The organism is Corynebacterium sp. TAE3-ERU16, assembly GCF_019209935.1.
GTDB classification, from domain to species: domain Bacteria; phylum Actinomycetota; class Actinomycetes; order Mycobacteriales; family Mycobacteriaceae; genus Corynebacterium; species Corynebacterium antarcticum.
Map to the genome: position 1 here is coordinate 1 of NZ_JAHUTN010000012.1, position 14,177 is coordinate 14,177.

Consider the following 14,177-nt stretch of genomic DNA (forward strand, 5'->3'; position numbering starts at 1 on the left):
CCCTCGGTCCCCGGCTCCCCCCACGTCCCCCCTGGCGGGCCGGGCGCCACTGCGCCCCCACCCCGCCCCACCCCCCGCGCGCTCCCCACCTGTATCTAACCCCCTCCCCGGCCAGTCTCCCGGCCGCCCCACCCGGCCCGGGCGGGGCGCCCGGACGCCCCCACTTTTCCCTGTCCCTGCGATGCGCACCCCCGGTTGCGCAGGATTCACGCACTTCAGTGCAGGAGGAACCGCGATGATCCGCAGCGAGCGACTCACCACGATTCTCGACACCATCGCCGACACCGGCACGGTCACCGTCGAGCAGCTCGTCGATGATCTCGACATCTCCCCGGCGACCGCCCGCCGTGACCTCGATGCACTCGCGGAGCGCGGCCTCCTGCGCCGGACCCGTGGTGGCGCACGGAGCAACATCGTCGCCTTCGACACGCCCGTCCGCCAGAAACGGATGCAGCAGTTGACGGAGAAGACCACCATCGCCCGCTACTGCCTCAACTACCTCGAGCCCGGTTGCGTGGTCGGCATGTCGGGCGGTTCCACGGTGGGAACCATCGCCCAGCAGCTCGTCGAATGGGCGGCGGAGCAGTCTCCGAACGACGTTCCGACGAACTACCCGGTCGTCACCGTCGTCACCAACGCCATCGACATCGCCTATCTGCTGGCGGGCAGCACGAACATGAAGATCGTGCTCATCGGAGGGGTCCTCAACGGCAACTCCTACGAGTTGACGGGCCCCCTCGGCGCGACCGTACTGGGGCAGCTGAGCATGGACGTCGCATTCATCGGTGCCAACGGCATCGACGAGAACGGACCCGGCACCGTCGACGAGTTCGAGGCCCAGACGAACCGGATGATGGCCACCAGGGCCATCACCCCGGTCGTCGTCGCGGATCACGCGAAGTTCGGGCGTCGTTCGTTCTCCTCACTCGGCGGCATCGACACCGTGAACACCATCGTCACCGACTCCGATGTCGATCCGGCGTGGACGCAGCGACTGACGCAGCTCGGATACAACGTGATCATCGCCCACCAGGACGCCGGCACCCCCTCCGCGCAGCGTTCCGCGGTCTGACAGGCGGTGATGCCATCAAGACAGTTCTCCACAGTTCAGCTCCGGGCCGGGGCATCTTCCCGACCCACCTCGCGCAACAACCCGAAAAGGACCGTTGAATCATGTCCACCCTGATCATTCACTCAGCCGCCCTCTACGACGGCACCATCGGCGGAACCGCCCCCGACGGCGCCCTGCGTATCGAGGACGGAGTAATAACCCACGTCGGAACCACCGCCGATTCCCGAGGCTGGCCCGCAGACGGAGCCGAGGTCATCGACGCCCAGGGCGCACCCGTGGTCCCCGGCTACGTCGACGTCCACCACCACGGCGGCGGCGGCGTCGCATACGACGACGGCCCCGAGGCCACCGCCACAGCCCTGGCGAAGCACGCGGCGCACGGAACCACCCGCGCGGTACTCTCCTACGTCACCGACTCGCTGGATCTGATGGAGAAGCGCATCCGCGAGGGTGCGGAGATCGTCCGCACCAACCCGCGGGTCATCGGCCTGCACCCCGAAGGCCCCTTCCTGGATCCGGGGCACAAGGGTGCGCACCCCGAACACGAGCTCAAGGACCCCACCGACGAGAACGTCCGGCGGATCCTCGACGCCGGTGAGGGCACCATCGTCCAGATGACCATCGCTCCGGAGCGCACCAACGGCACCGAAGCGGTGAAGCTGCTCGTCGAGAACGGCGTGGTCGCGGCGGTCGGACACACCAACGCGAGCTACGAGACCTCCCGCGAGGCCTTCAACAACGGCGCCACCCAGCTCACCCACGCATTCAACGGAATGAACGGCATCCACCACCGCGCCCCCGGCCCGGTCATCGCCGCCCTCCGCGACGAGCGGGTGTGGGTCGAGGTCATCAACGACGGGATCCACGTGCACCCGCAGGTCGTCCGGTCCCTGTTCCTCGAGGCTCCGGAACGCGTCGTACTCGTCACCGACGCGATGTCCGCCACCTGCAACCCGGACGGCGACTACATGCTCGGCCAGCTCAAGGTGAACGTCCGCGACGGTGTCGCCCGCCTCGCCGAAGGTGATTCCCTCGCCGGATCCACCCTCACCATGGATCGTGCGGTGGCAAACGCAGTGCACGAGGTCGGCGTTCCCCTCGATGTCGCCGTCGCCGCCGCCACCGGACACGCCGCACGCTGCATCGGAATGAACGACCGCTACGGCCGTATCGCCAAGGGCTACCCCGGAGACGTCCTCATCCTCGACCCGGAGAGTCTGCTCCCCACCCACATCTGGGCAGCCGGCGAAGCTGTCGAACCGGCCTGACCCGGAGGGGTAGAGTCAGGGGTGAGATACCCGACGCCGTACACCGGCGTCGGGGCCTTCCGCCGAGAGGCCAGCAGTGAGGAGCCCCCGTGAGCAGAACCCCGAAATCCCCTGTCGCCTTCTTCGTTGACCACCGTCGGGTACTACGGACGGACCTGACCGCGATTCTCCTGTTCGCTCTCCTGGCTCGGCTCGCACACCGCGGTGACGGGCTCGAATTCTCGATCTCCGGATGGCTGGCCACGGCATGGCCGTTTCTCGTCGGGGTCCTGGTCGCATATGGGATCCTCTCGGTGAAACACCGTCGACCCCTGCCGGTGAACCCCGGGGGAATCACCGTGTGGCTGATCACCCTGGTGACCGGTCTGGCTGCATGGGGAATGTCACACGCGGCGATCCCGCACTGGTCGTTCATGATCGTCGCGGGCCTCATGTCCGGGCTGCTCCTGCTCGGGTGGAGGGTCTTCGGAAAAGTGGCTCGCCGCATGGGGTGGGTTCGCACGGGAAACCGCTTCGGCGCGGCTGACCGCGAGCTGCGCAGGCGCCGTGCCCGAAACGAGAAACGCCGGTTGAGGTAGCGCCCCATCCCGCGCAGTGCCTCTAGCGCCGCAGGAGCGGCTCAACGCACGCGCGGTACGCGAAGGCGAGCGCCCCCGGAATATCGGTCAGGAGATCGACGGCCGTCGAAAGGGCGGGTGCCGGTCACTGCCGACCGATCCGGCCGTGAGAGAGTTCACGCGTGGACGGCTCCCGGGTCCGCCTCCCTCCCGGGATGTGGGATGAATATGTCCTCGATGCGGCAGGATGAGCGTTCGGCCAGCTGGAACGCCAGGGGCGGGGATGGGTGGTAGCGACCCTTCTCGATGCTGATGACGGTCTGCCGTGACACCCCAGGGCGTCAGCCAACTTCTGTTGCGACAGCCCGTGCTGCTCACGTAGCTGCCTGAGCCTGTTGTCCACGATCTAGCTTTCCCGCAGCTTGCGGAGACCGAAGGCGACGGCGAACACCCCCGTCAGGAAAGAACCGACGTATATCGCCATCAGGGATCCTGACACGGAGAAGTCCCAGAACACCGATGCGACACCGAGCACTCCAACCGAGATCAGCGCCGTATGAAAGGTGTCCTGCACGGCTCGCGCGTACCAGTGGTTCTCGATCGATTCCCCGGGCCTCCCCACGGCACCCGCGATGGACCCGCGGTCAACCATCAACGCCCATGTCCCGGCGGTGGCCACGGGGGTGATGCACACGCTGAACACCGTGACCGCGAGCAGAGGGTTCCCGGTGAATCGCGTCAGCGCCACAACGCTCCCGAAGCCGACCGCGACGATGATGCCGCTCACCGGGGAGAGCGCGATCAGGGTTTTCGGGGTTCCGCCGAACTTCGCCCGGCCGAATCGGGTGCGGGTCCCGTTCATGTTTTTCAGCTCCTCGGGTTTAAGTTTCCGTGGCATGACCGAGACTCGGCCGGGCCAGCATCGTGGTCGAGGTTCCTTGACATCCACCGGGACACCCCCGCCCGCGGGCGAGGTGGGTGCCCCGCCATCGGATCGAGCATCGCCCGCGAGAAAGCACCGCTGTGTACGGATGGAACCGCGGGCCGAAGCCCCGACCCGGCCGGAAGCCGGTCCGGTCGACGGGCCAGCCAGCTCGATGTGACGGTATCCGTGCAGCCACCCCCTTCCAGCGTGCGGTGCGTGGGCTCACACGTGGTGCACCGGGGAGTGCGTGCAACCGGGACGCCGCCGATTGAGCCGCGCCGTGGAAGTACGCATCCTGCGCGGACCGGACACCCGGCCGAGGAAAATCCCGCCCCGCCACCGTGATCGTCAACTAAACCCCGTGCGGTTGCCCACCGAAGTCGACGGATCAAGCTGGCGGGGTACCGCCCGGGGCGAAAAGCAGGCGGAGCCAATCGGACCGACGGACTGCGTGACGCCTCGATGTACCGTGCAGTTCACGCTCTGAAACACAGTCCACCACATCCGATCCACCGCCCCGGCCCCCGGTGGTCACCGCCGTCGGGAATAAACCCCGTTCCCCCCGCGACCGCTCCGAGTACCGTCCACGGCCCACTGTCCTTCTCCGGGTACGGTGCGGCGATGGACAGCCCGACGGTATGGCTCAGCGCCCTCGTACTCGCGATTCTCACGGCGACCGCCGCCAGTTCCGTGGAACGGGCGGAGTCCACGCCCACGACGGCTCTGGTCTGCGCGGCACTGTGCCTGCTCACCCCGGGAAAAGGTCGCCCGCAGGCTACCAAGCGGTGGTTCCTGCCGTTCACAGGACCGGCGCCCGCCACCCCTCCCGGAAGTCCCGGTCACATCGGCATGATCGAGTGCTTCTTCCGCTCCACGGGAACGCGCTTGGTGGACAGCTGCCGCAGGGCCTGCCGGAGTGCCACACGCGTCTGGTTGGGTTCGATCATTGCGTCGATGTAGCCGCGTTCAGCCGCGACGTAGGGGCTGGTCATGTTCTCGTCGTAGAAGTCCATGAACAGTTTCTTCATGTACTCGCGCTGCTCCGGCGGGGCGGCGGCGATCTGCCGACCCTGGATCATCACGACGGCCGCGGCGGCCCCCATGACGGCTACCTGGGCGGTCGGCCACGCGAGGTTGATGTCACCGGAGAGGGACTTCGAGCCCATCACGGCGTAGGCACCACCGTAGGCCTTGCGGACGATGAGCGAGATCTTCGGCACCGTGGCCTCCACGACGGAGAACCCGAGCTTCGCACCACGGTGGATCAGACCGAGCTTCTCCTGCTCGACGCCGGGCAGATAGCCCGGGGTGTCGACGACGAACACCAGCGGGATGTTGTACGCGTCGCAGATCCGGATGAAACGCGAGGACTTGTCGGCGGCGTCCGCGTCGATGCAACCGGCGTAGAACATGGGCTGGTTCGCCACGACCCCGACGCTGTTTCCGTCGATGCGCGCGAAACCGGTGATCATGTTCGGGGCGTACTCCGCCTGGATCTCCAGCAGACCCTCATCGTCGAAGATCTGGTCGAGGAGATCGTGCATGTCGTACCCGGCATTGGTGTCATCCGGCATGAACGAGTCGAGCGCCAGGTCCCGTTCAGTCGGAGTGTCGTCCGCGGCGTCGTACACCGGCGCCGACTCGAAGCAGGAACTCGGCAGGTGGTCGAGGAGTTCGTGGACGTAGTCGTACGCGTCCTCCTCGTCGGTGGCGACGTAGGAGACGTTGCCGTTCAGCATCTGCTCGTCGGCACCACCGAGTTCGGCCGAGGAGATGACCTCGCCGGTGACGCTCTTGATCACCTCGGGGCCGGTGACGTACATCTCGGACCGGTCCGCCACGGCGACGACGAAGTCGGTGGTGACGGGCGCGTACACCGCACCGCCCGCGCACTTGCCCAGCATGATCGAGATCTGCGGGCTGCGCCCCGACAGGGGCAACTGGCGACGGGCGATCTCCGAGTACATGGCGAGAGAGGTGACGGCGTCCTGGATGCGGGCGCCGCCCGAGTCGTTGATGCCGATGACGGGGCACCCGATCTTGATGGCCATGTCCATCACCTCGCAGACCTTCTTGCCGAAGGTCACGCCGACTGAACCACCGAACACGGTCTTGTCGTGGGCGTAGACCGCGACGGTTCGCCCGTCGATCCGGCCGTATCCGGCTACGACACCGTCACCGTAGGGGGCGTCCGGGGTGTCGGGTGTACGCCCTAGGGCTCCGATCTCGACGAAGGATCCCTCGTCGAGAAGCCTGGAGATACGGTGTCGGGGCGTCGTCAGGCCGGCGGCATCGCGCTTGGCGCGCGCTTTCTCACTCCCCGGATCCTGCGCCCGTGCGAGTTTGGCGTGCAGATCCGCGAGCTTTTCAGCGGTGGTGTGGCCGGTCACGTCGCCCCTTTACCTCTTCTGGTCCTAGTTGTCGTCGCGGGCGAGCTCTTCGATGCGCCGGGTGAGATGTGCGCCGACGGTCCCGATGACCGGCTCGTCCACGATGGCGAGATGGTCGCCGCTCAATTGAACGATCTCCAACTCATTAACGATAGCGGACCATCCGCCGTCCGGGTCAATCCGCGCGAGCCGTGGTTCCAGCTCGATCGCGCCGTCGTGCATGCGTTCCGCGCGGAACAGCAGGACCGGCGCCTGAACATCCGCCCAGCGCCCCAGATCGACCCTGTCGAGGATCCGGTTGTCGACGAAGCTGGCGCGCTGGTGCTCGAGGACACCCGCGGACAGTCCGTGTTCGGTGGGGTCGGTGTTGGCGAGGAAATCACCCATCATCGCCAGCAGCGCCTCCTCTCCGGCGCTCTCGAGGAGATCGAAGGGAACCGGGAAGTCGAGACCGTAGGTCTTCTTCGCGAAGGCCTGGTAACGCTTCCACCGCGCCTTGGTCTCCTCCATCGTGTCCGGGACCGGTTCGGAGGGCTGCACGGTGTCGAGCAGCACGATCTGCTCGACGTCAATGTCGGAGCCGACGAGCTGGTGCGCGACCTCGTAGGCCAGCGCACCACCGAAGCTCCAGCCGCCGAGGATCACGGGCAGACCGTCGGAGTAGGTCCGGACCTCGTCGATGTACGCGGCGGCGCGTTCCTCCAGGGAGCCCTCGAGGCGCTCGACGCCGTAGACGGGGACGTCCTCCGGCAGCCGCCGCATCAGTGGCTGGTACACCACCGAGGAACCACCGGCCGGGTGGAACATGAATACGGCGGGCTTGTCGGAGCCCTCGGCACGGGGCCGCAGGACGCGGATGTTTCCCTCCACCTCGGTCTCGAGCCCCTCGCGCACTGCATCCGCCAGCGGTTCGAGGGTCCGTGCCCCACGGACCTGCTCTGCGGTTATCCCGGTGCCGGCGCGTTCGCTGAGTCGCTCCGCGATAGCGGTGGCGGTCTCCTCGTCGATCTCGGGGAGTTGGCTGGTCACGCCGGCCGCGGCGCTACCCGTCAGGGTCGCCCAGGTCGCGAAGACCAGTCGTTCGGACGCGTCGCGGGGTGCGACACCGACGCCCGGGTTCCGGGTGTCGGTCGTCGACTGCGCGGCCGGAACCACCGGTGCGGGTGCCGACTCCGGTTCCCCGGGTGCGGAGTGGCGGTCCGCGACGAGCTGCTCGACCAGGACGACGACATCGGCGACGGACGCGTCACGCAAAGCCTGGACCTGCAGCGGCGGGATCTGGAAGTCGTTCTCGATGCGGTTCTTGATGCGCATGCCCATCAGGGAGTCGAGGCCGAGATCGATCAGCGGGAGTTCGCCCGGAAGATCATCGACGTCATAGCCCATGGACTCACTGACGATGGTCCGCAGCCGGTCCTCGACGCTCTCACCGCTCGCGGGGTCCCAACGCACGGCGTCGACGATGATCTCCGGCAGCCCCGTCTCAGACGGGTCCGCGGCCTCGGAATCGGAGTCGTAGCTGCCCACACCCGCGCCACCGGGCACCGGTCCGGCACCGGTGTGCGCCGCGGCGAAGCCCTCCGCGAGGAGGGTCGCGGTGCCACCGAGCATACGGTGGACGGTGACGTCCACTCCGCCGAGATGGCGGCGGGCTACCGTCGTGATCTCACCCGAGGGCGGCAGGGTACCGCGTTCTTCGAAGGCGACGACCGTGACCTCCGGGTTCAGCGACTCGGCGGCGGCCTCGACGAGAGCGAGGGTCGACGGAACGGTCTCCGCGAGGATGGAGAAAGCCACCGATCCGTCCGGCAGGGCCACCCGGTTACCGGGGATGCCGGACACCGATGTCGAGGACGGACGGGCGGCGGTCCAGTAGCGCTGGTGCTTCCAGCGCACGCCGGGTGCGTCGACGCGCTCGCCGTCGCCGAGGAGCAGACCGAGGTCGATCGACTGGCCCGCGACGTAGAGCCGGGACAGGAGCTCCCGCAGGGTCTCTGCCGGGGGTACCTTGCGCTTGAGGGTGTGCAGCAGCTGAGCGTCGGGCTTACCCACCGAGAATGCGGTGTTCATCATCCCCATCAGGGCGACGGGGTTCGGGCAGACCTCGACGAGAATCTCGTGACCGTCGGCGAACACGCGGGAGATCGCGTCCAGGAACCAGACCTGTCCCCGGGTGCAGCGCACCCAGTAGTCGGTGTCGTGGACGACGGAACCCGCCGGGTAGACCACGCCACGGTCGACGGAGCTGTAGAGCGGGATCTTCAGCGGACGGGGCTCGATGTCGGAGGTCTCCGCGGCGAGTTCGCCGAGCAGCGGTTCAACGGCGCTGGTGTGCCCGGCGCCCCGGACGTTGAGCAGCCGGGCGAACTTCTCCTGCTTCTCCAGCAGTTCGACGAAACGGACGACGGCGTCCCGGGGTCCACCGACGGTGGTCATCCCCGGACCGGCGTAGACGGCGGGCTCGATGCCCGCGAAGTCGGGGTTCGCGGCGATGAAGGTGTCCAGCTCGTCGACGGAGAACTCCACCACGGCCATCGCACCGAGCTGGTCCTCGGGCAGCGACTTCTCTCCCTCACCCATCAGACGTGAACGGTGGCAGGCCACCCGCATGGCGTCCTCGGCGGTGAGTCCACCGGCGGCGTAGGCTGCGGCGATCTCTCCCATGGACATACCCGCGACGGCGGCGGGTACCGCCCCCAGATGTGCGAGCAGGTCGGTCAGTGCGATCTGGATCGCGGTGATGCCGACCTGGGCCGTCTCGGTGTCGTAGGTCTGTTCGTCGTCGGTGATGATGTCGGTCAGCGACCATCCGGACTCGAAGCCGATGATCTCGTTGAGTTCATCGAGCCGCTCGCGGAACAGCGGCGACAGCTCGTAGAGGTCCTTGGCCATCTTGCGGTGCTGTGAGCCGAATCCCGAGTAGACGAACACGGGGCCGGGCTGGGCGGGGGAATCAGCGACCGCGATACCGGCTCCCTTCCTGCGTTCGGCGACGATGCCCAGGCGTTTGACGGCCTCGGCGACGGTCGACGCGGTGACCACGGCCGCGGAACGGCCGTGGTTCTGCCGCGCGAGGGAACGCGCGACCTTCGGCAGATCGGAGTCCGGACGGCCCTCGAGGAATTCGGCGAGTACGCCTGCGGCCCGTGCGCGGCGGGACGGCAGCAGGCCGGAGACCGGCAGCAGGACGGCCCGGCCGTCATCGAGCTGCGCCTCGACGTCGGGGCGCTCGATGTCGTAGTCCATCGGATCGAAGTTCTGCACCACAGCGTGCGCGTTCGTGCCGCCGAAGCCGAAACCGGATACGCCCGCGGTGGGGCGTCCCGAGTAGCAGGGCCATTCGCGCGGGTCCTCGACGACCTCGATGTGTTCGGCGTCGAAGTCGATGTAGGGGTTCGGTCCTGTGAAATTCAGCGACGGGGGGATCACGCCGTTACGCATGCCGAGGACGACCTTGATCAGGCCCGCGGCCCCCGCCGCCGACTCGGTGTGCCCGAAGTTCGTCTTCGCGCTGCCGAGCAGCATCGGGTCCGCGGCGTCGCGGTCCGCTCCGAGCACCGCCCCCAGGGCGGTGGCCTCGATCGGATCGCCGAGGATCGTGCCGGTGCCGTGGGCCTCGACGTAGTCGACCACGGCCGGATCGATGCCCGCGTCCGCGTAGGCACGCTCGAGGACGTCGATCTGCGCCTCCGGGTTCGGAGCGGTCAGCCCGTTGGAACGGCCGTCGGAGTTGACGGCCGTTCCCTTGATCACGGCGAGGATCTCATCACCGTCGGCTATGGCGTCGTTGACGCGCTTGAGCACGACGAGGCCGGCTCCGTCGGAGCGGATGAAACCGTCGGCGTCCTCGGAGAAGGCGTGGATCTTGCCGGTCGGGCTGATCACCCCTAGTTCCCCGAAGGCCGTGGAGATGAACGGTGATGAGAGGATGTTGACGCCACCGGCGAGCGCGACGGTGGCGTCGCCGTCGCGCAGCGCCCGGACGGCGTGGTGGATCGCGACGAGTGACGACGAGCATGCGGTGTCGACGGACACCGAGGGTCCCCGGAAGTCGAAGGCGTAGGAGATGCGGTTCGGGATGATGGAGCTCGCCGTTCCGGTCAGCGCGTAGGGGTGCGCCTCCGCCGGATCTGCGGAGATGAGCATCCCGTAGTCGTTGTTCGTCGAACCTATGTAGACGCCCACGGGCTCACCGCGCAACGAGGACACGGGGATGTGCGCGTTCTCGAGGGCCTCCCAGGCGAGTTCGAGGACGATACGCTGCTGCGGGTCCATGTTGGCGGCCTCGACGGGTGAGAACCCGAAGAACTCTGCGTCGAAGGTCGCGATGTCCTCGAGATAGCCGCCCGTGGTGTTGACCTCGGCCAGTTTGCGCGCCATGACGTCATCGCCCGAGTACTCGGACCAGCGGCCGATGGGCAGGTCACCCACCCCGTCGCGGCCGCTGACCAGCAGATCCCACATCTCGTCGAGGTTGCCCGCGCCCGGATAGCGGGCGGACATTCCGACGATCGCGATGTCGTGGCTGCCGGGTGTCCGGCCCGCCGATGTGGTGCGCACCCCGGCCTGCGCCCGGGGACTGCGCTGAACCGCCACGGGCCCCTCGATGACGCGACGGGCGAGTGCCGCGATCGTCGGGAACTCGTACGCCACCGTCGCGTCGAGCTGGGTACCGACGAGGTTCTCCAGTTCACCGGAGAGGACCACGACGTCACGCGAGGACAACCCGAAGGTCTCCATCGGCTTGTCGTCGGTGATCTCCTCCTCAGGCAGACCCGTTGTCCTCACGACCCAGTCGCGCAACCACGTACGTAGTTCTGCGGTGGTCATCGACGAGGACTGCTGACTGTGATCCATACGGTGGCTTCACTCTTTTCGTGTGGTGATTTCGGTCTTCATGAACTATCTCTGCCGCCGTGATGAATGTTTCACCTCCGACAACGCATCGACCCCCCGTGATTCCCCTCCCGTGGGTGTCACGGGGGGGATTCCATGGAGGGCCTCTACGGTGGTGGCGGATGATCCCTATGCGAGATAGTCGCGGCTGCAGACCCTCCGCGCAATCTTACCGCTGGAGCTGCGTTTGATCTCGTCGGGCCCGACGATCACGATGTCCGCGGGCACCACACCGTGCGAGCTGGACACGGCGGTACGGATCGCTTCGACGGCGGCGGCGTCCCCGTCCGCGTCGCGTCCCAGGTCACGCTCCGCGATGATGACGAGTTTCTCCACATCATCGCCGGGAACGGCGAACGCGGCGATGGCGGCCGGCCGGATGTGGTCCGAGGCGTGGTCGACGGTGTACTCGATGTCCTGCGGGTAGTGGTTGCGGCCCGCGATGATGATGAGGTCCTTGCGACGGCCCGTGATGTAGAGCTCGTTGTCCACGATGAGCCCGAGGTCGCCGGTGGCCATCCAGCGGTCGTCGTCCGGGGCTCCCTCGGCGCGGGAGTTCTCCGGCAGACGCCCGGCGAGGGTGTTGCGGAACGTCTCCGCGGTGTCCTCGGGGCGGTCGAGGTATCCGGCGGCGGTGTTGTCGCCGTGGGTCCATATCTCGCCGACGGTGCCGTCGGGCACCTCGCAACGGGTCTCGGGGTCGACGATGACGAGCTGCTGGGGCCGGGCGACCTGGCCGTTGGACACCAGGGCGGCCGCGTTGTCGGCGGGGCCGTCGACGACGACGGCGGTGCCCTCGTTGAGACGCTCCCGGTCGACCCACGTGATGACGGGTCGGTTCTCGGTCATCGGGGTGGAGACGATGAGCGAGGCCTCGGCGAGGCCGTAGGAGGGCCGGATGGCGGTGGTGTCCAGCCCGTAGCCACCGAAAGTCTCGATGAACTGGTTGATGGCCTTCGGGGTTACCGGCTCGGAGCCGATGATCAGTCCGTCGACCCGGCTGAGGTCCAGGGCCTGCCCCTCGGCGGGACGGCCGTAGCGGACGGCGAGCTCGAGGGCGAAGTTCGGGACGATGGTGTAGGTGTGCTCACCCTCGTCACCGGCGGAGATCTGCTCCAGCCAGCGGCTGGGCTGCTGGATGAAGTCGCGGGGATTCATCATCTCGATCTTCAGTCCGAGGATGATGCAGAATGCGGCGAGGATGATGCCCATGTCGTGGTGCAGCGGCAGCCAGGAGACGACCCGCAGCGGAAGCTTGAAGTTCGCGGCGGTGAAGATCTGCAGCACGTTGGTCATGATGTTCCGGTTGGTGAGCACCACGCCGGCGGGCGTGCGCGTCGACCCGGAGGTGTACTGCAGGAAGGCCACGAGGTCGAGCGGGGAAGAGGTCGAGGATGCGGCGAGCTGCTTTCCCGCCTCGGTCTCCAGGGGATTGACGAAGCTCTCGGCGAGGGAGTCCGGCAGCGCGTCGATCGTGAGGATGCGCGGGCGTTCGGCGGCGGGGCGCGACGCGAACAGCTTGCGGACGGCCGCCGCGGACGCGGAGTTCGTCAGGATGAACTTCGGCTCGCAGTCCGCGAGCACCGCCGTCAGGTGGTCACCGTGACCGGGTTCCGTCGGATCGTACAGCGGGATCGGGGCCATGCCTGCGTACATCGCGCCGAGGAAGCCGAACATGTACTCCGGGCTGTTGCCGGCGAGCACCGCGACCCGGTCCCCGAGGGTCCCGATCTGCTGGAGTCGGGCGGCGACGGCCTTGATTCGGGTGTTGATCTGCTTCCGCGAGTAGTCCGTGCGGTCCCCCTCTCGGTTCGCGGAGTAGTCCCAGAACCGGAGGCACTCACGGTCCGCGCCACCGGAGGCGGCCTCCACCATGTAGAGGGTCTCGCACAGTCCGGCCAGCGTCAGCTGCTCGGGAAGGTTGATCTGGCCCTTGTCATCAAAGAACTGGCCCATTGCCGCCTTGAGATCCATCATTCTCCTCGTTCGTCGGTGAGGTGCGTGCTGTCCGGCACCGAAATCTGCATCGTAAGTTTGGTCCAGTGTATTACTTTGCCGACGAAACCCACGCCGACGCGCGGTGTCAGGGCACCGGAGGCACTGAATTGACCGCCCCTGATTCGGGCGCCTGCACAGGGGCCGGAGCCCCGTCGATGAGACCGGAGATCCAGCCGATCAGCCACTGCGTGGTGGTCGACCCCGGGAAGACGTTCGGATTCGTCGCGTACTGGGCGTGCACCCCGTTGTTCTCGATCAGGCCCTGGGCACGCTCCACAGCATTGCCCACGCCCAGCGGGGCATCGCAGATGTGGTCGTTCGGGGCGCAGACCTGGAAGGTCCGGCCGTCCAGGACACCGAAGCCGCTGTCCCGGGGACCCCGCATCGTGGCACCCGGGGTGATGATCTGCACCGCCGGGTTCAGCAGTTCGAGCGAGATCTCGGCACCGACACCGGACACCGGGTTACCCACGGCCTGCCCGACACCGGGCTCGCGGCGGCCGTCCGCGACCAGGGCGACACCCCTGACCCGTTCGGCCGGCACGGCCCCGTGGCCGTTGCCGATCTCACTCGCGACGTCACCGACGATGACCGCGCCCTGGGAGAAACCCGTCATGATGAAGTCGGTGAGGGGACAGTCGCCGTGGGTGATCCGGAGCTCGTTCTCCAGCGTGGACGTGCCTTCGTTGCGGGACTCGTCGTACGTCATCTCACGGTCGGCGTTGATGTTGCGGAACTGCGCGGTGTACGGCAGCGTCCACACCTTCACCCGGTCCGCGGGATAGGTGTTCTGCAGCGGTCGGGTGACCGTCAGCAGGAAGGAGTTGGGGTTGAACGACGGGTTCACCGGATCGTCCGCGGGCGATGACTCCCAGGTTCCCGGCGCGGCGATGACCTCGACGTCCGGGCACCAGTCCGGCTGCACCGGACCGGTGGCGGCGGGCCCGCCGGGCTCGCCCGAGTCCTGGCCGGGAATGCCCCCCTCGTCGTTGGCCCACCGCCATGTACCCACCGCGATGAGGCCGACGACGACAATGACGGCCAGGACTGTCAGCGTTTTTTTCATACCGT

9 protein-coding genes and 1 pseudogene are annotated in these 14,177 nt (G+C 67.5%); 3 read left to right on the top strand and 7 right to left on the bottom strand.

Features of this window, described 5'->3' with window-relative positions; translation table 11 throughout:
- Window positions 1-235 precede the first annotated feature (235 nt).
- The 3 genes from KRX55_RS11180 (at window position 236) to KRX55_RS11190 (ending at window position 2,918) form a co-directional block, all read left to right on the top strand.
- On the top strand, window positions 236-1,072 hold the full coding sequence (locus tag KRX55_RS11180) for a DeoR/GlpR family DNA-binding transcription regulator (protein ID WP_218407809.1): 837 nt from the start codon (window positions 236-238) through the stop codon (window positions 1,070-1,072).
- Window positions 1,073-1,173: 101 nt separating this feature from the next.
- Window positions 1,174-2,340, top strand: a complete 1,167-nt coding sequence (gene nagA / locus KRX55_RS11185) for an N-acetylglucosamine-6-phosphate deacetylase (RefSeq protein ID WP_218407810.1) — start codon at window positions 1,174-1,176, stop codon at window positions 2,338-2,340.
- Between the two features lie 89 nt (window positions 2,341-2,429).
- Window positions 2,430-2,918 carry a DUF3054 domain-containing protein gene (locus KRX55_RS11190; protein WP_218407811.1) on the top strand — a complete coding sequence of 163 codons (489 nt, stop codon included), beginning with the start codon at window positions 2,430-2,432 and terminating at the stop codon, window positions 2,916-2,918.
- 155 nt (window positions 2,919-3,073) lie between these two features.
- Here KRX55_RS11190 and KRX55_RS11940 read toward each other — a convergent pair.
- The 7 genes and pseudogenes from KRX55_RS11940 to KRX55_RS11220 form a co-directional block, all read right to left on the bottom strand.
- Window positions 3,074-3,300 (bottom strand): annotated as a pseudogene (locus KRX55_RS11940) (helix-turn-helix transcriptional regulator).
- A 3-nt stretch (window positions 3,301-3,303) separates the two neighbouring features.
- Window positions 3,304-3,759, bottom strand: a complete 456-nt coding sequence (locus tag KRX55_RS11195; RefSeq protein ID WP_218407812.1) for a hypothetical protein — start codon at window positions 3,757-3,759, stop codon at window positions 3,304-3,306.
- Window positions 3,760-4,298: 539 nt separating this feature from the next.
- A complete protein-coding gene (locus tag KRX55_RS11200) occupies window positions 4,299-4,574 on the bottom strand; it encodes a hypothetical protein (RefSeq protein WP_218407813.1) in 276 nt (91 codons plus the stop codon).
- 87 nt (window positions 4,575-4,661) lie between these two features.
- Window positions 4,662-6,212 (bottom strand): acyl-CoA carboxylase subunit beta, encoded by a 1,551-nt coding sequence (locus tag KRX55_RS11205; RefSeq protein ID WP_218407814.1) that lies wholly within the window; start codon window positions 6,210-6,212, stop codon window positions 4,662-4,664.
- A gap of 24 nt (window positions 6,213-6,236) precedes the next feature.
- Window positions 6,237-11,069, bottom strand: a complete 4,833-nt coding sequence (pks13, locus tag KRX55_RS11210) for a polyketide synthase Pks13 (RefSeq protein ID WP_255567800.1) — start codon at window positions 11,067-11,069, stop codon at window positions 6,237-6,239.
- Window positions 11,070-11,237: 168 nt separating this feature from the next.
- Window positions 11,238-13,082 carry a FadD32-like long-chain-fatty-acid--AMP ligase gene (locus KRX55_RS11215; RefSeq protein ID WP_218407875.1) on the bottom strand — a complete coding sequence of 615 codons (1,845 nt, stop codon included), beginning with the start codon at window positions 13,080-13,082 and terminating at the stop codon, window positions 11,238-11,240.
- A 109-nt stretch (window positions 13,083-13,191) separates the two neighbouring features.
- Complete coding sequence (locus tag KRX55_RS11220) at window positions 13,192-14,172, bottom strand: cutinase family protein (protein ID WP_218407815.1); 981 nt, start codon at window positions 14,170-14,172, stop codon at window positions 13,192-13,194.
- Window positions 14,173-14,177: the final 5 nt, after the last annotated feature.